This window comes from Nocardia veterana NBRC 100344 (assembly GCF_000308855.1).
Lineage (GTDB): Bacteria > Actinomycetota > Actinomycetes > Mycobacteriales > Mycobacteriaceae > Nocardia > Nocardia veterana.
Genome location: NZ_BAGM01000081.1, coordinates 1 through 19,999, shown reverse-complemented (window position 1 = coordinate 19,999; position 19,999 = coordinate 1). Strand labels below are relative to the sequence as shown.

At 69.7% G+C, this 19,999-nt stretch carries 20 protein-coding genes and 1 pseudogene; 16 read left to right on the top strand and 5 right to left on the bottom strand.

Going from position 1 to position 19,999, the window contains the following annotated elements; all coding sequences use genetic code 11:
• The 10 genes and pseudogenes from ON37_RS13980 to ON37_RS13935 form a co-directional block, all read left to right on the top strand.
• The coding region (locus ON37_RS13980; RefSeq protein WP_040719744.1) for an NlpC/P60 family protein at positions 1-529 on the top strand (529 nt) is incomplete at its 5' end.
• 134 nt (positions 530-663) lie between these two features.
• Positions 664-1,161, top strand: a complete 498-nt coding sequence (locus tag ON37_RS13975) for a pyridoxamine 5'-phosphate oxidase family protein (protein ID WP_040719742.1) — start codon at positions 664-666, stop codon at positions 1,159-1,161.
• 131 nt (positions 1,162-1,292) lie between these two features.
• Complete coding sequence (gene mraY / locus ON37_RS13970) at positions 1,293-2,369, top strand: phospho-N-acetylmuramoyl-pentapeptide-transferase (RefSeq protein ID WP_040719740.1); 1,077 nt, start codon at positions 1,293-1,295, stop codon at positions 2,367-2,369.
• A gap of 159 nt (positions 2,370-2,528) precedes the next feature.
• Positions 2,529-3,728 (top strand): AAA family ATPase, encoded by a 1,200-nt coding sequence (locus tag ON37_RS13965; RefSeq protein ID WP_083892980.1) that lies wholly within the window; start codon positions 2,529-2,531, stop codon positions 3,726-3,728.
• Between the two features lie 26 nt (positions 3,729-3,754).
• A complete protein-coding gene (locus ON37_RS13960; RefSeq protein ID WP_040719738.1) occupies positions 3,755-4,732 on the top strand; it encodes a DUF58 domain-containing protein in 978 nt (325 codons plus the stop codon).
• The gene (locus ON37_RS13955; RefSeq protein ID WP_040719737.1) at positions 4,729-5,733 is read left to right on the top strand and encodes a VWA domain-containing protein; all 1,005 of its coding nucleotides are present in this window, start codon (positions 4,729-4,731) and stop codon (positions 5,731-5,733) included. The genes ON37_RS13960 and ON37_RS13955 overlap by 4 nt, the downstream gene beginning before the upstream one ends.
• A 56-nt stretch (positions 5,734-5,789) precedes the next feature.
• The gene (gene fabG1 / locus ON37_RS13950; protein ID WP_040719735.1) at positions 5,790-6,509 is read left to right on the top strand and encodes a 3-oxoacyl-ACP reductase FabG1; all 720 of its coding nucleotides are present in this window, start codon (positions 5,790-5,792) and stop codon (positions 6,507-6,509) included.
• 50 nt (positions 6,510-6,559) lie between these two features.
• Complete coding sequence (inhA, locus tag ON37_RS13945; protein WP_040719733.1) at positions 6,560-7,396, top strand: NADH-dependent enoyl-ACP reductase InhA; 837 nt, start codon at positions 6,560-6,562, stop codon at positions 7,394-7,396.
• 19 nt (positions 7,397-7,415) lie between these two features.
• Complete coding sequence (locus ON37_RS13940) at positions 7,416-8,465, top strand: ferrochelatase (RefSeq protein ID WP_040719732.1); 1,050 nt, start codon at positions 7,416-7,418, stop codon at positions 8,463-8,465.
• Between the two features lie 78 nt (positions 8,466-8,543).
• Positions 8,544-8,930, top strand: a pseudogene (locus ON37_RS13935) (glutamate synthase-related protein); the annotation flags it as partial.
• Here ON37_RS13935 and ON37_RS13930 read toward each other — a convergent pair.
• Positions 8,900-9,649: a S1 family serine peptidase gene (locus ON37_RS13930; protein WP_040719729.1), complete on the bottom strand. Its 750-nt coding sequence runs from the start codon at positions 9,647-9,649 to the stop codon at positions 8,900-8,902. The pseudogene ON37_RS13935 and the gene ON37_RS13930 sit on opposite strands and share 31 nt — an antisense overlap.
• Positions 9,650-9,839: 190 nt before the next feature.
• Here ON37_RS13930 and ON37_RS13925 point away from each other — a divergent pair, with 190 nt between their 5' ends.
• Positions 9,840-10,685 (top strand): hypothetical protein, encoded by an 846-nt coding sequence (locus ON37_RS13925; RefSeq protein ID WP_040719727.1) that lies wholly within the window; start codon positions 9,840-9,842, stop codon positions 10,683-10,685.
• On the opposite strand, the gene ON37_RS13920 is transcribed toward ON37_RS13925, so the two are convergent.
• The 4 genes from ON37_RS13920 to ON37_RS13905 form a co-directional block, all read right to left on the bottom strand.
• Positions 10,682-11,494 carry an Rv1486c family protein gene (locus ON37_RS13920; protein WP_040719752.1) on the bottom strand — a complete coding sequence of 271 codons (813 nt, stop codon included), beginning with the start codon at positions 11,492-11,494 and terminating at the stop codon, positions 10,682-10,684. The genes ON37_RS13925 and ON37_RS13920 overlap by 4 nt on opposite strands.
• Positions 11,495-11,694: 200 nt before the next feature.
• Positions 11,695-12,369, bottom strand: coding sequence for a membrane protein YczE (gene yczE, locus ON37_RS13915; protein ID WP_245553191.1), 675 nt, complete (start codon positions 12,367-12,369; stop codon positions 11,695-11,697).
• 112 nt (positions 12,370-12,481) lie between these two features.
• Positions 12,482-12,892: a hypothetical protein gene (locus ON37_RS33665; protein ID WP_083892979.1), complete on the bottom strand. Its 411-nt coding sequence runs from the start codon at positions 12,890-12,892 to the stop codon at positions 12,482-12,484.
• 95 nt (positions 12,893-12,987) lie between these two features.
• Positions 12,988-13,806 (bottom strand): DUF3097 domain-containing protein, encoded by an 819-nt coding sequence (locus ON37_RS13905; protein WP_040719725.1) that lies wholly within the window; start codon positions 13,804-13,806, stop codon positions 12,988-12,990.
• Between the two features lie 178 nt (positions 13,807-13,984).
• Between ON37_RS13905 and ON37_RS13900 the strand changes: the two genes are divergently transcribed.
• The 5 genes from ON37_RS13900 to ON37_RS13880 all read left to right on the top strand — a co-directional run.
• Positions 13,985-14,416 (top strand): NfeD family protein, encoded by a 432-nt coding sequence (locus ON37_RS13900; RefSeq protein WP_040719723.1) that lies wholly within the window; start codon positions 13,985-13,987, stop codon positions 14,414-14,416.
• Complete coding sequence (locus ON37_RS13895) at positions 14,416-15,657, top strand: SPFH domain-containing protein (protein ID WP_040719721.1); 1,242 nt, start codon at positions 14,416-14,418, stop codon at positions 15,655-15,657. Before ON37_RS13900 ends, ON37_RS13895 begins: the two co-directional genes overlap by 1 nt.
• A 106-nt stretch (positions 15,658-15,763) precedes the next feature.
• Entirely contained in the window at positions 15,764-17,050 is a 1,287-nt protein-coding gene (locus ON37_RS13890; protein WP_040719746.1) for a type 2 periplasmic-binding domain-containing protein, read from the top strand.
• Complete coding sequence (locus ON37_RS13885; RefSeq protein ID WP_040719720.1) at positions 17,047-18,972, top strand: hypothetical protein; 1,926 nt, start codon at positions 17,047-17,049, stop codon at positions 18,970-18,972. The genes ON37_RS13890 and ON37_RS13885 overlap by 4 nt, the downstream gene beginning before the upstream one ends.
• A partial coding sequence (locus tag ON37_RS13880; protein ID WP_040719718.1) for a hypothetical protein occupies positions 18,969-19,999 on the top strand: 1,031 nt, incomplete at its 3' end. The genes ON37_RS13885 and ON37_RS13880, both read left to right, overlap by 4 nt.

Below are 19,999 nucleotides of genomic sequence, written 5' to 3'. Positions count from 1 at the left end.
ACGGGCCGCGGAACTGGGCGCCGGCCGCCGCCCGCACACCCAGCTCGACAACGCTCCGCCGCCGCGCCGATCGATGTCGACGCCCAGCCGGCCGAGCGGTAGCCGCGCCGAGCTCATCGAAACCGTGGTCGATCGCGCGATGTCGCAGCTGGGCGTCACCTACGCCTGGGGCGGCGGGGACGAGGACGGGCCGACCAAAGGCATCCACGACGGCGGCGTGGCCGACTCCTACGGCGACTACAACAAGGTCGGATTCGACTGTTCGGGCCTGATGATCTACGCCTTCGCCGGCGTCGGGATCTCGCTACCGCACTACAGCGGTTACCAGTACACGATGGGCACCCGGGTCGAGGTCGCCGAGCGCGAGCGCGGGGACATGCTCTTCTGGGGCGCCAACGGCAGCGAGCACGTCGCGCTGTATCTGGGTGACGGCAAGATGATCGAAGCCCCCGAATCCGGTGATGTGGTGAAGATTTCGCCGGTTCGGGAGGGCGGGATCATGCCCTATGCCGTCCGCCTGATCACGTAGCCGATCACCTCGTGCCCCCGGCCCGGAAAACTTTCCGGCCCGAATAGGTCGAAAATGTGGCTTCTGCTCCGTCCCAGAGACAGAGGTGGCCGTCCGCGGCCACGCGGAACCACCGTCATCAGGGAGGAACAGTCATGGAACCGAACGAGATCACCGAAGTCCTGAACCGGCCGCTCAGCCGGGAACTGCTGGCCCGCGATCTCACGCGGCTGGCCTACGTGGCCAAGGACGGCACACCCCGCAACGTCCCGATCGCGTTCACCTGGAACGGCACGCAGATCGTGCTGTGCACGGCCAAGAACGCGCCCAAACTCCATGCGCTACGCGCGAATCCGATGGTGGCGCTGACCATCGACACCGAGGTACACCCGCCGAAGATCCTGCTGCTGCGCGGCCGCGCGGAACTCGACGTCGTCGACGACATCCCGGCGGAGTTCCTCGAGATGAACGGCACCTACGCGATGACGCCGGAGCAGCGCGTCGAATGGGAGGCCGAGGTGCGCTCGCTCTACGACGGCACGGTACGCATCGTGGTGACTCCGACCTGGGCGAAGTTGATCGACTTCGAGACCACCCTGCCCAGTCCGGTGGAGGAGCTCGCGCGTCAGCGCGCGGAGCGTCAGCGCGGCTGAGCTCTGCGCCGCGTCCGCATTCCGGACCGGGCGCGGTGGGCTCGAATGATCTTGGCTACCATGCGAATCGGCACAAATCGTGCCGGTCCGTTCGGCGGTGCGCCGAGAGTTCGGCAGTAGTTGGGGTATTGATGAGGCAGATCCTGTTCTCGGCGGCGATCGCACTCGCGGTCTCGATCACCGTGACGCCGTTGCTGATCAGGTTGTTCGCGCGCCGGAATCTCGGCCAGCAGATCCGGGTCGAGGGGCCGCAGAGCCATCAGGCCAAACGGGGTACCCCGACGATGGGTGGTATTGCGATCATCGCCGGGCTGTGGGCAGGCTATCTGGGCTCACATCTGATCGGCCTGCGCTACGACGCCGCCGGACCGTCGGCCTCGGGGCTGCTGGTTCTCGGTCTGGCGACGGCCCTGGGCGTGGTGGGCTTTCTCGACGACTTCATCAAGATCCGCAAACACCGCAACCTCGGCCTGACCGCGACCGGCAAATACATCGGCCAGATCGGGTCGGCGGTGATCTTCGGAGTGCTGGCGCTGCGCTTTCCCGGCAGCACCGGCCTGACCCCGGCCAGCCGGCAGGTCTCCTATGTCCGGGACTGGCCGACGGTCGCCTTCCCGCTGATCGTGTTCCTGCTGGCCGTGTGTTTCGTGGTGGTGGCCTGGTCGAACGCGGTCAACATCACCGACGGGCTGGACGGATTGGCCGCCGGCTCGATGGGTTTCGCACTCGGCGCCTACGTGATCGTGACCTTCTGGCAGTACACGAACTCCTGCGCCGCGCGCGCCCTTCCGGGGTGCTACAGCGTGCGCGACCCCTTGGACCTGGCAGTCGTCTGCGCGGCCGGCGGTGCGGCGTGTATCGGATTCCTGTGGTGGAACGCGGCCCCGGCGAAGATCTTCATGGGCGATACCGGATCACTGGCGCTGGGCGGCCTGCTGGCCGGCATCTCGATCACCACACGCACGGAATTGCTGATGATCGTCGTCGGTGCCCTGTTCTTCGCCGAAATTCTGTCGGTGGCGTTGCAGATCCTGGTTTTCCGCACCACCCGGAACCGATTGTTCAAGATGGCGCCGTTCCATCATCATTTCGAACTCGGCGGCTGGCCGGAGACCACCGTGATCATCCGATTCTGGCTGCTCGCCGGGATCGCGGCCGCGGTCGGGCTGGCGTTGTTCTACGCGGAATACCTGGCCGCCGTGGGGTGACCGGCCCCGGCGACCGACCGTCCGGCGGCGATTCCGAATCGGCGCATTCCGGACAGCCACGAGCATCCGTCGATCCGCCCGGGATGCTCGGGCCGCGACATTGTGCGAGCCCAGTTGCGGCAATCTCGCTCGATACCTGGAATAGTTGGGGCGGCACGCATGGAGACCGAAGCGAAAGCGGGGAGTTTGGTGACTTCGACGGACGATGTGAGCGCTGGGAGTGCGGTGAAGCAGGCGGAGGGCGCCTCGGGCACTTTGGAGCGTGACGTCGCGACCCTGGAGAAGGCGATCTACGAAGTCAAACGGGTCATCGTCGGTCAGGATCGGTTGGTCGAGCGGTTGCTCGTCGGCGTTCTGGCCCGCGGGCACGTGCTGCTCGAGGGTGTGCCCGGTATCGCCAAGACGCTGGCGGTGGAGACTTTCGCGAAGGTGGTCGGCGGCAGTTTCTCGCGCGTGCAGTTCACTCCCGACCTGGTGCCCACCGACCTGATCGGTACCCGCATCTACCGTCAGGGCCGCGAGGAGTTCGACACCGAACTGGGCCCGGTCGTGGCCAACTTCGTGCTCGCCGACGAGATCAACCGCGCTCCCGCGAAGGTGCAGTCGGCGTTGCTCGAGGTCATGGCCGAGCGCCATGTGTCGATCGGCGGCAAGACGTATCCGATGCCCGATCCGTTCCTGGTCATGGCGACCCAGAACCCGATCGAGAGCGAGGGCGTGTATCCGCTGCCGGAGGCGCAGCGCGACCGCTTCCTGTTCAAGGTCGTCGTCGACTATCCGACCGTCGAGGAGGAACGCGAGATCATCTACCGGATGGGTGTGACCCCGCCGGAGCCCAAGCAGATCCTCGAACCGAGCGAGCTGATCCGGCTGCAGAAGCTGGCCGCGAACACCTTCGTGCACCACGCGCTCGTCGACTACGTCGTGCGGGTCATCGCCGCGACCCGGAAGCCGGCCGATTTCGGCCTCGACGACGTCGCCGGCTGGATCGCCTACGGCGCCTCCCCGCGCGCCAGCCTCGGCATCATCGCCGCGGCCCGCGCCGTCGCGCTGATCCGCGGCCGCGACTACGTGGTTCCGCAGGACGTGGTGGAGGTGGTCCCGGATGTGTTGCGCCACCGGCTCGTGCTGTCCTACGACGCCCTCGCCGACGAGATCAGTCCCGACGACGTGATCCGCCGGGTGCTGCAGACCGTCGGTCTGCCGCAGGTCGCCACCCAGGCCAACGCGCCCGCGCCGAGTGCTCCGGCGCCCATGCCGGCTCCGGGCCCGCAGGGTGCCGCGCCGCAGCCGCTCGCCCCGCATCCGGCCGGTCAGCCGCAGAACGGTCAGGGCGCCGGGCAGCCGCAGCGCCAGTGAGCGGGGCATCGGATTCGGTTGCGCCAGTGACGAACTCAGCACAAGTCCCCGCCCATCACCCGAGTGCCCCGCCGTCGTTCCGATCCGGTGATCTGCGCGATCCACGGTTGTCGGCGGCGCTGAAGACGCTGGAGCTGACGGTGCGCCGCCGACTCGACGGCGTGCTGCACGGCGACCATCTCGGTCTGATCCCCGGACCCGGGTCCGAGCCCGGGGACGCCCGCATGTATCAGCCGGGTGACGATGTGCGCCAAATGGATTGGTCGGTCACCGCGCGTACCACGCATCCGCATGTGCGGCAGATGATCGCCGACCGCGAACTCGAGACCTGGCTGGTGATCGACCTGTCGGCCAGTCTCGATTTCGGCACCGCGTTGTGCCAGAAGCGCGATCTGGTGGTCGCGGCGGCCGCAGCCGTCACCCATCTGACCAGTGGCGGTGGTAACCGGGTCGGTGCGGTCGTCGCCAACGGTGAACGGCTGTACCGGATTCCGGCGCGCAGCGGCCGCGTGCACGCCCAGTCGCTGCTGCGGCGCATCGCGACCACACCCCATGCGAGCGACGGCGTGCGCGGCGATCTGCGCGGCGCCATCGAGTCGCTGCGCCGGCCACAGCGCAAACGCGGTCTGGCCGTTGTCATTTCGGACTTCCTCGGCGAGATCGATTGGCAGCGTTCGCTGCGTGCGATCTCCGGCCGGCACGATCTGCTCGGTGTGGAGATCCTGGATCCGCTGGATCTGGATCTGCCCGATGTCGGCGACGTGGTGCTCCACGATCCCGAAACCGGCCGCACCCGCGAATTCACCGTCACCCCCACGCTGCGTGCCGATTTCGGCCGTGCCGCTCAGCAGCATCGCGAACAGGTCGAGGCGGCGCTGCGCAGCTGCGGTGCCCCGGTGATGACCCTGCGCACCGATCGTGACTGGATCGCCGACGTGGTCCGCTTCGTGTCCACTCGGCGCCACACCTTCGGCGCCCCGACCGGGCGGGTACCCCGACAGTGAGTATTTCGCATTTCACCTCCGCAATCTGGCTGGCCTTCCTCATCGTCGTCGCGGCGATCGCCCTGCTCTACGTGGTGGTGCAGCGGCGGCGCAAACGGCACATGCTGCGGTTCTCCAATATGGAGACCCTCGAGCAGGTGGCGCCGAAACGGCCCAGCGCGTGGCGGCACGCGCCGGTCGCGCTGATGCTGGTGGGCCTGGTGCTGCTCACCGTGGCCGCCGCGGGCCCGCAGGCGGCGAAGAAGGTGCCACGCAACCGGGCCACCGTGATGCTGGTGATCGACGTGTCGCTGTCGATGGAGGCCACCGACGTGCCGCCGTCGCGGCTGCAGGTCGCGAAGAAGGCCGCCACGGATTTCGTCGACGGACTCACCCCCGGCATCAATCTGGGGTTGGTCACGTTCGCTGGAACGGCATCGGTCCAGGTCTCGCCGACGACCAACCGCGAGGCCACGAAGGCCGCGATCAACAATATGAAGCTGGCCGAACGCACGGCCACCGGTGAGGGGATCTACAGCGCCCTGCAGGCCATCGATACGCTCGCCTCGGTGCTGGGCGGGGCGCAAACCCCGCCGCCGGCCCGGATCGTGCTGATGTCCGACGGTAAGCAGACCGTGCCCGACGACAAGGATGTCGACAACCCCCGGCACGGCTTCGTCGCGGCCCGGGTGGCCAAACAGAAGGGCATCCCGGTCTCGACCATCTCCTTCGGCACGACCTGGGGATCGGTGGAGATTCCGGATCAGGACGGCAAGGGGTCTCAACGCGTCCGCGTGCCGGTCGACGACGACTCCCTGCGCGAGATCGCCAAGATCTCCGGCGGCGACTTCTACACCGCGTCCACGCTGGAAGAACTCAGCGCCGTCTACGACACCTTGGACAAGCAGATCGGTTACGAGATGCAGATGGGTGATGCCAGCCGGCCGTGGTTGCTGCTGGGTCTGCTGATAACCGCTGCGGGCGTTGTGGGCGGTTTGGTCTATCGTCAACGCCTGCCATAACGGGTACCGCGCAACCCGGCCACGACAGTCGAACTCGAACAGATAGGTTGACATTCATGTCGAACTTCACTTCCCGGTCGGTCCTGGTGACCGGTGGAAACCGCGGTATCGGTCTCGCGGTCGCGCAGCGGCTGGCCGCCGACGGGCACAAGGTGGCCGTCACCCATCGCGGATCGGGCGCGCCGGAGGGGCTCCTGGGCGTGAAATGCGATGTGACGGACTCGGATTCGATCGACCAGGCGTTCGCCGAGGTCGAGGCGAAACAGGGTGCGGTCGAGGTGCTGGTGGCCAATGCCGGCATCGTGGACAACACCCTGCTGATGCGGATGAGCGAAGACCAGTTCACCCGGGTCATCGACGCCAACCTGACCGGCGCGTGGCGCTGCGCCAAGCGCGCCAACCGGGCGATGCTGCGGGCGCGCTTCGGGCGGATCATCTTCCTTGGCTCGGTCGTGGGCCAGATGGGTGGCCCGGGTCAGGTGAACTACGCCGCGGCCAAGGCCGGCCTGGTCGGTATGGCCCGCGCGATCACGCGCGAGATCGGCTCCCGCAACATCACCGCCAACGTGGTGGCCCCGGGCTTCATCGACACCGACATGACGCGGGAAGAGATGACCGAGGACATGCGCGAGATGGCGCAGAAGCTGATTCCGGCCGGCCGCATCGGTCAGCCCGACGAGGTCGCCGCGGCGATCAGCTTCCTGGCCTCCGACGACGCGTCCTACATCAGCGGGGCGATCCTGCCGGTCGACGGCGGTATGGGCATGGGTCACTGACCCGCCCGGTCGCCACTCACCCCGAGTTTCCCGAGGAGAATTCACCACCCATGAGCGGAATCCTGGCCGGAAAAACCGTCCTGATCACCGGTATCATCACCGATTCGTCGATTGCCTTCCACGCGGCCAAGGTGGCCCAGGAACAGGGCGCCAAGGTCATCATCACCGGTACCCCGGAGCGACTGCGCCTGATCGACCGCATCGCCAAGCGGCTGCCGCAGGAAGTGCCGCCGGCGATCGGCCTCGACGTCACCAACGAGGAGGACCTCGCGGTCCTCGCCGACAAGGTGCGCGAACTCGCGCCCGAGGGCCTTGACGGCGTTCTGCACTCGATCGCGTTCGCGCCCCGCACGCTGATGGGCCCCGAGGCGCTGCCGTTCCTCGACGGTCCGGGCGCCGACGCCGCCAAAGCGTTCGAGATCTCCGCGTGGAGCTACGCCTCGCTGGCGCGGGCGGTCCTGCCCGTCATGAACGAGGGCGGCTCCCTGGTGGGCATGGACTTCGATCCCCGCACCGCCATGCCGTACTACAACTGGATGGGCGTGGCCAAGGCCGCGCTGGAGTCGGTGAACCGGTATGTGGCGCGCGAGGTGGGCGAGGCCAAGCGCGTGCGCTCCAACCTGGTCGCCGCCGGCCCGATCAAGACCCTCGCGGCGAAGGCGATCGCGGGCACCGCGACCGATGACGCCAAGCAGCTGAACATGCTCAACACCTACTGGGACGGCGCCTCGCCGATCGGCTGGGATGTCGACGACCCGACCGTGGTCGCCAAGTCGATCGTCGCCTTGCTCTCGGACTGGCTGCCCGGCACCACCGGCTCGATCATCTACGTCGACGGCGGAGCCAGCCACAACACCTGGTTCCCGGAGAACTGGTCGGCCAACTGAGCCCCGGAGGTAATCAGCCGTGACCGGGACCGTCGACGCACTGCTCCTGCTGTCCTTCGGCGGTCCCGAACGCCCCGAGGACGTGATGCCGTTCCTGGAGAACGTCACCCGGGGCCGGGGCGTGCCCCCCGAACGCCTCGCCGAGGTCGCCCAGCACTATCTGCACTTCGGCGGCGTCTCGCCGATCAACGCGCTCAATCGCGAACTGATCACCGCCATCGAGACCGAATTCGCCACCCGCGGAATCGATCTGCCGGTGTACTTCGGCAACCGCAACTGGCATCCCATGGTCGAGGACACCGTCGCGGCCATGCGTGCCGACGGAATCGCCGACGCGCTGGTGTTTCCCACCTCGGCGTGGGGCGGCTACTCGGGCTGCCGGCAGTACGACGAGGACATCGAACGCGCCCGCGCGGCCGTGTCCGACGCGCCGCGGTTGACCAAGCTGCGCCAGTACTTCGATCATCCGCTGCTGATCGAATCGTTCGCCGACGCCATCCAGGCGGCGGTCGACCGATTGCCGGCCGACGCCCGGGAGCGGGCGCGCCTGGTGTTCACCGCGCATTCGATTCCGGTCGCCGCCGATGCGGCAGCGGGCCCGCCCGCCGACGGTGGGCGCCTGTACAGCCGGCAGGTGGCCGAGGCGGCGCGATTGTGCGCGGCGGCAACGGGTTTCGACGAGTTCGATGTGGTGTGGCAATCGCGCTCGGGCCCGCCGCAGGTGCCGTGGCTCGAGCCCGATATCGTCGACCACCTCGAGGCGCTGGCCGGACGCGGTGTCGACGCGGTGGTGGTCTGCCCGGTCGGCTTCGTCTCCGATCATCTCGAGGTGGTCTGGGACCTCGACAACGAAGCCGCGGCGAAGGCCGCCGAACTGGGGATGTCCTTCGCGCGGGCCGCGACCCCGGGTCCGGATCCGCGCTTCGCCCGCATGGTCGCCGAACTGGTGGCCGAGCATCTGGCGGGCATCGCGGCCCGCCGGCTGGGAACGGTACCGGGCTACGGCTGCACCCGCGACGGCGCGATCTGCGCGCCCGAATGCTGTGAACCTGTACGCCGCCGAAAGTAACTGCCGCCGAGTGGGTATGTCGCCGGTATGAACGACGGGTGCCGCGGGCGATGATGGTGACCCGCCGGATGCGTTCGATCCCAGCGATGCCACACCAATCAGTGCCCGGTCGGCGTCGCCACCCAGGATCCGCGCCGCGCCCGTGCTCTCGACGTCGCCGACAAGGCGGAACGGGTGGAGCGGTATCAGCGCGCCACGGTGCGGCACGCGGTTCAGCTGATGGCGTCGATGGGCGTCTGCGAACCCGCCGACCCGGATACCGGGATGTTGCGGAAGAAGGTCTCGCCCACCGAGATTCGCTCGTATGCCGAACTGTACGAATGGCTCGCGCCGGGGCAGCTGCTCGACCGTCCGCCGGCGAGTTGGCGTGCCGACTGGGCGGCCGCGGATCCGGACTCCTTCCGCCCGGTCGCCCGGGAACGATCGGACCGGTATCAGAAATCGAGCGCCGGCACCCGGGCATAGACACCCGGGAACCCGGGTTCACCTACGCCCTTGCCCCAGGAGGTGATTCCGGCGAGTTTGCCGTTCACCAGTAGCGGTCCGCCGCTGTCGAATTCACCGGTGTCGGCGTCGGGCGAGCCCGCGCACACCGCCTCCGCCGGATCGAATTCGACGCCGTAGGCCGCGGCGCAGTCGGCATCCGACACCAGCGGTACCGATGCGGCGCGCAGCGCGGTGTTGGAGTCGTCACCCTCGGAGGTGGCGCCCCACCCGACGATCGTGGCCGAATCCCCCCGTGGGGCAGCGAGTTCCACGGTGGGTAGCTGGACCGGGGCGGTGAGGACGAGCACCGCGACATCGTGGTGGTAGGTGAGGTCGGTGCCGAACAACCCCACCCGGAACTTCGGATGGATCCGCACGTCGGCGATACCGACCGTGAGACCGCCTCCGCCGGCCGTGTCGGTGCGGCCGAAAGTGACCGTCGTTCCGGGCAGGGCGCGCGCGACCAGGCCGCAATGTGCGGCGGTGAGCACGCGGTCGGGGGCGATCAGCGTGCCGGCGCAGAACTGGCCGCCCGGCCGGGTAGCGAAGGCCGGGCTGCCGATGGCGGCCAGCCAGGGATAGTCGGCGGCATCGGCGGGGGAGCCGCCGGCCACCGCGTGCGCGGCCGTGGCCTGGCCGAGGAGGACGGCGATCGCGGCGGCGGCCGTGCCGACCGCCCGGCGCGGAGATATCTGCATGACGACCTCGATGCTGTGTTGTCGGCTCGTCGAAAGTTCTACCGTATGACGATGCCGAGCCGCCCCGGATTCACCGCAACGGGATACCGCGGCGGGGATGCTCCGCGAGCAGTGAGCCGCTGTCGACGGCGGTGATCTTTTCCGGCGGCAACTGCCCTGCGATCAGCTAATTCACCGCTATTGTGCGGAGGTGGACATCGCGCTGGAGTGGGACCAGCACCCGGGAACGGGTCTGCGGCTGGCCGCCGAGCTGGCGGGCCGCACCGGCTTGCCCCTGCTCGAAGACATCTCCGTGGCCGACGGCACGGCCGATCTGCTGGGTGTGATCGCCGCGCGCGGTGGCGGGGAACTGCTCGGCTGGGCCGAACTGCGCGACGCCGGACTCGGCGAGGCCTGGGTCCAGGCGGTGTCGGCGCAGCGGCTGGTGCATTCGCTCCAGCTGGGCCGCGCCGACGAATCGGCCCCGCACGCGGCCGAAACGGATCTGGTCTGCCGGCTGACCGCCGAGGCGGCGCGCCGCGCCGGTGCCGCCGGATACCGAGTGCTGCGCTGGCAGGGCACCGATATCGGGCCCTCGGGCCGGGCCGCGGCCGCGCTCGGGGCCCGGCGTGTGGACGAATACGCGCGGCTGTGGGAGCTGGATCTGCGCACGGCCGATCCGGCCCGGACCGCATCGCTGGGCCGGCTGGTGCATACCGTCGCGGAGTCGGCGGATCCGCCCGGCCGGGTGCTGATCACCACCGTGCTGTCGGCGCGGTCGAAGACCGAACCGGTGGCCACGGTGACCGCCTTCCTCGGCGCCACCGAGGCCTACATCAGTGCTGAGGAGGGGTTCCCGCATCGAGAAGCCGACGGCGAACTGCTCGCCGCGGTGTTCGGCGCGGTGGTCGACGAACTGCGCGAGGTCATGCCCGAGATCGCCACGCTGCGCGTCTTCGAATTCGACGACGAGGAGTTGCGGACGGCGCTGGCCCGGATCGGGATGCGGATCTGCGGACGCTACAACGACTACGAGCTGGCGCTGGCCGACGCCTAGCGTGATCCGGCCGCGGCGTTCACCGCGGCCAGGCGGGCGGCGCGCAGCGCGTTCCACAACGGCCGAAGCAGGGTCTCCTGCGCCTGCACCGCGCTGGCCGAACTCGGTGACGACGGCGCCGTCTGCTGCGCGACGGTCAGAATGGCGGCCACATGGTCGGCGGAATCGAGAATGCGCCGGGCGCGCAGCGGCGCGGAATCGGGGTAGATGTGACGCGAGCAGTCGGCGAGTTCGGCCTCGATCATTTCGCGCGGATCGTCGTCCCCGTCGCCGACGGCCGTGGTGTGCAGCCGCATGAGCGCCTCGGCCGCCTCCCGCACCGCCTCTCGCATCGTGTACTCGGCCTCGCCGAGGGACATGTCCGGGGTCGGGACCGGCACCGCGGTATGGAAGACCGTCCACTGCAACGCTTCCTCGTCGGTCCATTGCGGAACCAGCGCCACACCTTCCCCGCCGGGCACGCCGGCGATCACACCCTCCTCGGCATCCATTGCGGCGGTGGCGAATTCGGTCCCCACCGGCAAGCCGCGAGCATCGCCGGGCACCGGGAGAACGAGCCGCAGTTGGGCACCCGGTTCGGCCATCGCTTCGCGAATGACCTTGAGCAGCATCATGATCCCGGTGCCGGCCTCCAGCGGCTCCGCGCTGGGCCAGGGCAGCCCGGTCCGGCCGCCGGTGACCGGGTCGCCGGCAGCCACGCTGTGCTGGGGCGACCAGGCGCGCAGCGCGTCCAGCACGTCGTCGGGTGCGCTGCGGCCGGCCAGCCACGAGCCCGCCCACACCGTCAGCGTGGCACTGGGAGAACACATGTGATCGAGCATAATCGCGGAGTCGAACCTCCGTGGCGCAGGTGAGCCAACGGCGGGCAAGTTCCTGTCCCGCGCGACCGCCGGCCGGCGCCGGACCGGCCGAGGGCGGCACCGCGCCGAGCATCATGCAGCAAGTCCGCGCGCCGGCGGGTGCCCGGCCCGATCGCCGGATCCGAGCGATCATCGCTATCCGACCGCGACTACGGTCCGACGCGCGCATCCGGCGTCGAGTCCGCGGCCACCGGAAGCTGCTGCGCGGCAGTGGTATTCGCCGGTTGTCCGGCCGTCGGAAAGCCGGGCAAGCAGCGTCGGGCAACCGGAATCAGCAGGTGGATCAGCGGTCCGATGCCGAATGCGTAGACCAGGGTGCCGATACCGACGCTCCCACCGAGCAGCCAGCCGACGGTCAGGACGGTCACCTCGATGCCGGTCCGGATCGCCCACACGGGGTGTCCGGTGCGGCGGACCAGGCCCGTCATCAGACCGTCGCGCGGCCCGGGGCCCATTCCGGCGCCGATGTAGAGCACCGTCGCCACGGCGTTGAGTGCCACTGCGGCGATCATCGCCGCCACCTGCACCAGCGCCTGCCGAACCGGCGGCAGCAGCCATAATCCGGCGTCGACCGACAGCGCGATCACGACGACATTGCTGATCGTGCCCAGACCCGGGCGTTGGCGCAGCGGAATCCACGCCAGGAGCACCGCGACGCCCGTGGCCGCTGTCACCGCTCCGAAGCTGAGCGGGGCATGCGCTGCCACGCCCTGGTGAAAAACGTCCCACGGGTCGAGCCCGAGAGCCGCGCGCACCATCAGCGCCATCGAGAATCCGTACAACCCCAAGCCGAAGTAGAGCGCGCAGAGGCGGCGTAGCAGCATGCGGCCAGCATGGTCGACAACTGGCACCCGGTGACAGCGCCAGTTGCCGACTACTGGCTATTCGACATCACGCCACCGTCGGAAGATCTGTGGCGCACCTGCCCGGGCAGCCTCAGGCTTGATGGACGGTCTTCCCCCGTCCGAACACCTTGCCCAGACCCCGCTTGGGCGGAGCGGCCGGGGCGCCGGTGGCCGGCACGGTGGTGCCGCGCGGGGCCTCGGCCGTTGCGTCGGGACCGTAGTAGATGGGGGAGTCCTGGCGGGCCTTCAGTTCCTGGCGAGCCGCACTCGCCCGACGCGAGGTCCGGCGCGCGCCCGCCAGCAACAGGCTGAGCCCCGCGATCCCGACCGCGCCGACGACGATGCCGGCCAGGAACAATGCCCCGGTCGAGCCGGTGACGTGATAGCCGAAGATCGAGAAGTCACTGTTCAGGGCGTGGCTGCTCCCGCTGTTGGCGACGACGCCGACGACGCCGACGACCACGGCCGCGATGAGGATGACGAGTCCGAGGATGACGAACATGGCAATTCCTTTCCCTGTCAATCCTTGACCTCGGAATGCCGCGTCCGAACCGTCCCAAACATCCCGTGTCGCCGGGGTGCGGGGCCGGCGGTCGATCAGGGTTCGGTGACGAAGTCGATCAGTTGTTCCACGGCGCCCAGCAGCGGTGCTTCGAGATCGCGGAAGCTGTCGACGGCGTTGTAGACCCGCCGCCAGCCGTCGGCGGGCGTTCCCCACCCGAGACGTCGGCACACCCCCGTCTTCCAGTCCTCGCCCCGGGGCACCTGCGGCCACGCGTCGATGCCGACCGCCTGCGGACGCACCGCCTGCCAGATGTCGATATAGGGGTGGCCGGTGACCAGAACGTGCGGGCCCAGGCCGGTGGTCAGCGTGGTCTCCTTGGATCCGGTGACCAGGTGGTCGACGAGTACGCCCACCCGCCAGCCGGGTTCGGGCGCGAAGTCGGCGAGCCGTTCGGCCAGGTGATCGAGACCTTCGAGCTGTTCCACGACGACGCCTTCGACCCGCAGATCGTGGCCCCAGACTCGCTCCACCAGCGCCGCGTCGTGTACGCCCTCCACCCAGATCCGGCTGCCGCGCGCGACCCGTGCGCGCAGGCCCTCCACCCGGGTCGAGCCGGACGCCGACCGGGACGGGCGGGCCGGAGCGGTCGGCTTCGGCCGGACCAGGGTCACCGGTTGCCCATCGATGAGGAAGGCCGCCTCGCGTAGGGCGAACAGCCGGACCCGGCCGCGGCGGTCCTCGAGTTTGACGAAGTCGCCGTCGTAGGTGCGCTCGAAACCGACGACGGCACCGCAGAATCCGGTGGCCGCGTCCTCGGCGACCAGATCGCGTTCCGCGATCACCTGCGGTACCGCGCGCTTGCGGGTTCGAGCATGTCCGGAATAGATATCGCCGTAGTCGCGGGTACTCACCGGGCCGAAACTACCTGCTTCGCTTGTCCTTTGGTGGGAGGCTCGGCACCGGGCCGGCGCCGCGAACACCGGATCACGCCACGCGCCCAGGCGATCTGGACCGCTGACCGGCGCCGGGCCGCTCGACTCGTCCCGCTTAAACGCGCGGAAAAACGGACAGGCACGGTACGGTTGACTCGTGGCCGCAATCGTATGGCTGGTCGCGGGAATTCTGCTCGCCGCAGCCGAGATGCTCACCGGTGACTTCACGCTGCTCATGTTGGGCGGAGCGGCGCTGGTCACGGCCGGGGTGGCCGGGATCGCCCAGACGTCGGTGGTGGTCGACGCCGTGGTCTTCGGCATCTCGGCGCTCGCGCTGCTGTTGCTGGTTCGTCCGATGTTGTTGCGCCGCTTCGCAACTCCTCCGCCCACGCCGACCAATGTCGACGCGCTGCCGGGGAAGACGGCGCGGGTGCTCGAACCGGTGAACGAGAACAGCGGTCAGGTGAAGATCGGTGGCGAGGTGTGGAGTGCACGCCCGTTCGATCCGGCCGAGGAATATGCCGAGGGTGAGACCGTCTACGTCATGAAGATCGACGGCGCGCACGCCGTCGTCTGGAAGGGGCCGTAATGGCTGTACTGATCGTCGCGATCGTTATCGTGGTGCTGGTCGCGGTGGTGGTCTTCAAATCGATCGCGTTGGTCCCGCAGGCCGAGGCCGCGGTGATCGAACGGCTCGGCAGATATTCGCGCACCGTGTCGGGGCAGCTGACATTTCTGGTGCCTTTCGCCGACCGGATCCGAGCGAAGGTCGACCTGCGCGAACGGGTCGTCTCCTTTCCGCCGCAGCCGGTGATCACCCAGGACAACCTGACCGTACAGATCGACTCCGTCGTCTACTTCCAGGTCACCAGCCCGCAGGCGGCCGTCTACGAGATCAGCAACTACATCGCCGCGGTCGAGCAGCTGACGATCACCACACTGCGCAATGTGGTCGGTGGTATGACGCTGGAAGAGACACTGACCTCCCGCGACCAGATCAACTCGCAGCTGCGCGGTGTGCTCGACGAGGCGACCGGGCGCTGGGGCCTGCGGGTCGCGCGAGTGGAGCTGAAGGCCATCGATCCGCCGCCGTCGATCCAGGAATCGATGGAGAAGCAGATGAAGGCGGACCGGGAGAAGCGGGCGATGATCCTCACCGCCGAAGGTAACCGCGAGGCCCAGATCAAGACCGCCGAGGGTGCGAAGCAGTCCCAGATCCTGGCGGCAGAAGGTTCCAAGCAGTCGGCGATCCTGTCGGCCGAGGGTGAGCGGCAGAGCCGGATCCTGCGGGCCCAGGGTGAGCGCGCGGCGGCCTACCTGCAGGCGCAAGGCCAGGCGAAAGCGATCGAAAAGGTCTTCGCGGCAATCAAATCCGGTAAGCCGACCCCGGAACTGCTGGCCTACCAGTACATGCAGACCCTGCCGCTGGTGGCCAAGGGCGACGCCAACAAGGTGTGGCTGGTGCCCAGCGATTTCGGGAAGGCGCTGGAGGGGTTCGCCCGCAATTTCGGCACTCAGGGCGAGGACGGCGTGTTCCGGTACGAGCCGCCCGCCGACGGTGACGGCGCCTCCGCGCCCGAAGACGATTCGGACGAGGTCGCCGACTGGTTCGACATCAAAACCGATCCGGCTGCCGAGCGTGCGGTCCGGGCCGCGGAGGCGGCGGCCGCGACTCCGGTCGACTCGCCGCTGGTCGCGCCGAATCAGCCCCGGCATCTGCCGCCGCAGAGCGCGCCGATTCCGCCCTCGCCGGCACCGCAACAGCCGCAACAGGTTCCGCGGCCCGACCAGGCCCGGCCGTGGCAGCCGCCGGAATACCCGGGGCGTTGACGGGGTAACCCGTTCGCAGCGATGATCGCAATGCCGGTCCGCGACAGCGCGGGCCGGCATTGCGGTTTCGGTGCGCGGCACCGGAACTCGGCACATGGGGGTGGCGATGGCGACACGACGGACGGCTCTGCGGGCCGCCGCGCTGGCGCCGGTGCTGGGCGGCTGTGCGCCGGGCGTGCTGTTCGGGCGTTCCGCGTCCATCCGGATCGCGGTGCCCTGGAGCGGATCCGAGCTGAGCGCCTTCCGCCGCGTCCTGGCCGATGCCGGGCTGGGGGAGACCGTGGCGGTGCTGCCGTTGGGCGACGATATCGACACCGCGCTGCTGGCTCGCGGGCGTTCGGCGCCGGAACTGGTGATGCTGCCCGAGGTGGGCCGGATCCGCGAACTGGCGGGCGGGGCCTTGCGCGAGCTGCCGCGCACTCTCTGGGAAGATGCGGCCGGCCCGCGATACCCGGACCGGTGGCGGCCGCTGCTGTGGAAAGACGGCGTTCCCTACGGTATTCCGTTCAAGGCCGCGGTGAAATCGCTGGTGTGGTACGACCGCTATGCCTTCGGCGGCTCGGCTCCGCGCGACGATCCGCGGGAGTGGACCGTCGAGCAGTGGCCCCAGCGGGTGGGCGCGGCGACGACGCGCAGCCCGCTGGCGCTGGGTGCGGCCGACGGCTGGGTGCTCGCCGATCTGTTCGGCAATATCCTGTACGGCGAAGCACCCGCGGATTATCGGGAGCTGACCCGCGCCGGCGCACCGCGCGAGTGGGACCGCGCGGGGGTGCGGGCCGCTCTGCGCCGTCTGGCCGCACTGTGGTCGCCGCGCGGAACCTTTCCCGGCGGCGTGGCGGCCGCGCTGACCCGCCAGTTCCCGGATGCGGTACGCGAGGTGTTCGAACACCGCTCCGCGGCGATGGTGGTGGCACCCGATTTCGCGGAACCGATCGTCCGCAGTTGCCTGCGCCGGGCGGGCCGGCCGGCGGACGCGGTCGGGGTGATGCCCTTTCCGGCGACCCGGCGCGGCGGGGCGCGCCCGGCGATCGGGGGCGCGGATGTGATCGTCGCGACCTCGGCCGGCGCCCACGACCCCGTTCCGGTGATCAGCGCCCTGACCGCCCCGGCCGCCGTCTCCGGCTGGATCGGCGACTACGGCGGCTTTCTCGCGCCCAGCCCACGCACGGTTCCCGACCACGCGCCGATGCTCGATCCGGTTGCCGCCGAACTGCATTCGTGGTCGGCGTTCGATTTCGCCGATCTCATCGGGGCCGCCGGACGCCGGGACGGGCTGTGGCGGGTGCTGACCGATCTGCTCGTCACGGTCGGTGACGGGAACGGTGACCGGATCGACGCCGCGGTGGACCGAGCGGTGCACGCGCTGAACGAATTCGAACGGAGAACGCGGTGACCTCCGGCCGGATCCACGCCCACGGCCTGGACCTCGAACTGGCGCCGGCGCGGATCGCCGGCCCGGTCATCCCCGGCCGCCACCCGCGCCGGTGGGCGATGTGGCCGGCGCAGCTGCCCGCACTGCTGCTGTTCCTGGTTCTGCTCGTGGGCCCGGCCGCGACGACGGTGTGGACCGCCGCGCGCGCTCGCGGGGAGATGGTGCTGTGGTGTTCGCTGCTGGTGGTGCTGGTCGGCGCGGCCACCGCGCTGTGGCGCGGGGACGCCGCGGCCCGTGACCTGGTGTCCGCGGTGGTCCGCGGGCGGCGCGCGTCGATTCGGAAGCGGCTGCGCGACATGGTGTTCCGGCCCGGTCCCGGCCCTCGGCTGCGACGGCTGCGCCGGCGAACCGGATGGTGGGCGGTGCTGATCGTCGCGCTCGCGGTGACGGTCGTGGGGATCGGCGGCGAACTGGGGCCGGCCGGGCGTGGTGCCTACCTGCGCACCCTGCTGTGGGTGCTGTGTGCGCCGGCGCTGCTGGTGGTGGCTCTGGAACTGGCCTGGCGCAGCCGGCGCGGCTGGTGGCCGTGGCAGCCGTTGATCCTGCCCTTCGGGGTCTCGTCCTTCGTTGCCGGACTGGCATTCCGGTTGTCGGCGGGCGCTCCCGGCGTCGCATCGCCGCTGCCCGGAGTCACCGGGCTGCGGATCTGGTTGACCGCGACGCTGTTCGCCGCTTTCGTCTGGTGCTGGCTCGGGGCGTTGTTCGTGCTGTTCCGGGCGGCTATCGCCGCGATCGAGGCCGACCCGGTGCGGCGCGGCTATCTGGAGGATGCGCGGGGCCCGGGCCACACGCGGGCACGGTTGTTCGAGCTGGTCCGGCCGGTCTTCCTGATCCTCGGGCTGGTGGTCGCCGTCGCCGCGGCCCGCATCTTCGACATCATTCTGGTGTCCGTGCCCGGATCGCTGCAGTATTCGCTGGACTCGGTGACCGTGCACTGGTGGCGGCTGGCGAGCGATCCGGACACCGATCCCGGTGTGGCGGCGGCCTATTCGCTGCCGTTGGCGGTACTGGTCGGATTCGCGGCGTGGATCATGCAGACGAAAGTGCGGCGTCACCGCGTCGGCTGGATGCGCCGACCGGCTGCCGAACCGATGCGCCGGCAGCGAGATGCGCGTAGCCGGCTGCGGGTGATCGTGGCCGCGCTGCTGTCGCTGGGACCGCTGCTGGTGCTCGCCGCGTTCGGGTGGGCGGGCGCGGACGGCCCGGCGTTCACCGGCGCCGATTCGGTATGGCGGCACCGAGAGTTGTTGCGCGCCATGGCCGATACCGGTTGGGTGGCGCTCTGGGCGACCGTTCTGGTGCTCGGGGCCGCGTTGCCGGTGGCGCATCAACTCGCGGCCGTCCCCGCGGATGCGGTGCGTTCGCGGATCGCGGTGGCGGTGACGGTGATCTTCACGGTGCTGCCCGCACAGCTGTACGTGGGCCCCATTCGGCGGGTCATCGAAACCTTCGGTCTGACCGGTACGTCGTTCTCGTCGCTGATCGTGGTGCACGCCGCGATCGGGCTGCCCATCGCGATCCTCGTCCTGCGCGGCGCGCTGCTGGCGCCCTCGGACACCCCCGCCGCCGATGCCCTGCACGGACTGGCGAAGCCGTGGACGGTGCTCGGTCGTGTCGTGACCACCGCATGGCCGGCGATGGGCGCGGTGGCGGTGCTCGAACTCGTGCAGGTGTGGAACGACTTCTTCGTCGGCCTGATGGTCAGTGGCGCCGACATCAGTCCGTGGTCACTGCTGCTGTGGGGTGACGCCCGTCAGTTCCGGGAGAACGCCGCCCACCTCGCGGCCGGTGCGTTGCTGTCCACGCTGCCGCCGATGCTGGTGCTGCTGGCGACCTGGCGCCGGTTTCTGGTGCCCGGCCTGACCGGCGGGTTCGTACGATGAGCGAGCAGTCCCGGCGCCGGGCCGAACACGAATCCGTCGCCTCGTTGATCGCCACTCCGAAATCGTCTGTCTGGCAAGGCTTTCTGGGTGCGGCATGGGTGGTGTCGTCCTCCCTGCTGCTCGAGGTGATCGCGAAACTGCTGGAGGGCTCGGTCGGCCAGAGCCCGCTGCTGAACTCGCTGGCCGGGGTGTTGCGCTGGGTGGCGGTGGCGGTCGTGCTGGCCGCCGCGCTGTATGTGGTGTGGCGCAAGACCATGGATATGCGCGAGGGGGCGCGGATCCGGCGAGAACTGGACTTGACCGCCGATCTGGTGCAACCGCCCGAGGTGGTCGGCCGCACCGTCGCGGCGCCGCCGGCCAGAGTCCCGAGCGCGACCCGTCCCTTGGACCCGGGCGACCTGCCGGTGGTTGCCGTGCTGTGCGCCCTGCCCTTCGACGAGTACGAGTCGGCGGCGCTCTACGACATGGTGTCGGCGATGCTCGGCAGTGCGACCGTCCTGCCCGGCGATCGGACGGCGGCGCCCGGCAATGCGAGCGACCTGCTCACGCGGCTGGCGGCGCACGATATCCTGCGACATCGCGACCACGACCGATTCGCCGTCGTCCACCCGCACGAGCGACCGCCGCTCGAGGAGGTCCGCCGGACACCGCAGTGGCGCGCCGCGCTGCCGGCTCTGGTGGCCCACTACGCCGATCGCGCGGGCCGTTGGGCGGTAGCCCTGGACTCCGACCGGCTCGGCGCCGGCGCCGACCGCTGGTTCGCCGCGTCGGCGGATCGGCTGACCCGGCTGCTGCAGGCCTGCGCCGAGGTCGACCACGGCATCGAGCTGGACATCACGGTCGCGGCACGGATCGCCGATGCGCTCGATCTCTGGTACGCCCGTACGGGTCTGCCCGCCGACGGCGCCGCGGCGCGGGCGATGCGGACGCTGGCGACCGCCGGTGATCCGGAGATCCGGGAACTGGCGGCGATCCGCTGTGGGGACCCGATGCCGACCCGTCGCGGCCTGCGGGCGCGAGTGCGGAT

Coding starts and splice junctions, on each gene's coding strand:
- ON37_RS13975 (WP_040719742.1), top strand. CDS start 664: ATGGAACCGAACGAGATCACCGAAGTCCTGAACCGGCCGCTCAGCCGG.
- mraY (WP_040719740.1), top strand. CDS start 1,293: ATGAGGCAGATCCTGTTCTCGGCGGCGATCGCACTCGCGGTCTCGATC.
- ON37_RS13965 (WP_083892980.1), top strand. CDS start 2,529: ATGGAGACCGAAGCGAAAGCGGGGAGTTTGGTGACTTCGACGGACGAT.
- fabG1 (WP_040719735.1), top strand. CDS start 5,790: ATGTCGAACTTCACTTCCCGGTCGGTCCTGGTGACCGGTGGAAACCGC.
- inhA (WP_040719733.1), top strand. CDS start 6,560: ATGAGCGGAATCCTGGCCGGAAAAACCGTCCTGATCACCGGTATCATC.
- ON37_RS13930 (WP_040719729.1), bottom strand. CDS start 9,649: ATGCAGATATCTCCGCGCCGGGCGGTCGGCACGGCCGCCGCCGCGATC.
- ON37_RS13920 (WP_040719752.1), bottom strand. CDS start 11,494: ATGTGTTCTCCCAGTGCCACGCTGACGGTGTGGGCGGGCTCGTGGCTG.
- yczE (WP_245553191.1), bottom strand. CDS start 12,369: ATGCTGCTACGCCGCCTCTGCGCGCTCTACTTCGGCTTGGGGTTGTAC.
- ON37_RS33665 (WP_083892979.1), bottom strand. CDS start 12,892: ATGTTCGTCATCCTCGGACTCGTCATCCTCATCGCGGCCGTGGTCGTC.
- ON37_RS13895 (WP_040719721.1), top strand. CDS start 14,416: ATGGCTGTACTGATCGTCGCGATCGTTATCGTGGTGCTGGTCGCGGTG.
- ON37_RS13890 (WP_040719746.1), top strand. CDS start 15,764: ATGGCGACACGACGGACGGCTCTGCGGGCCGCCGCGCTGGCGCCGGTG.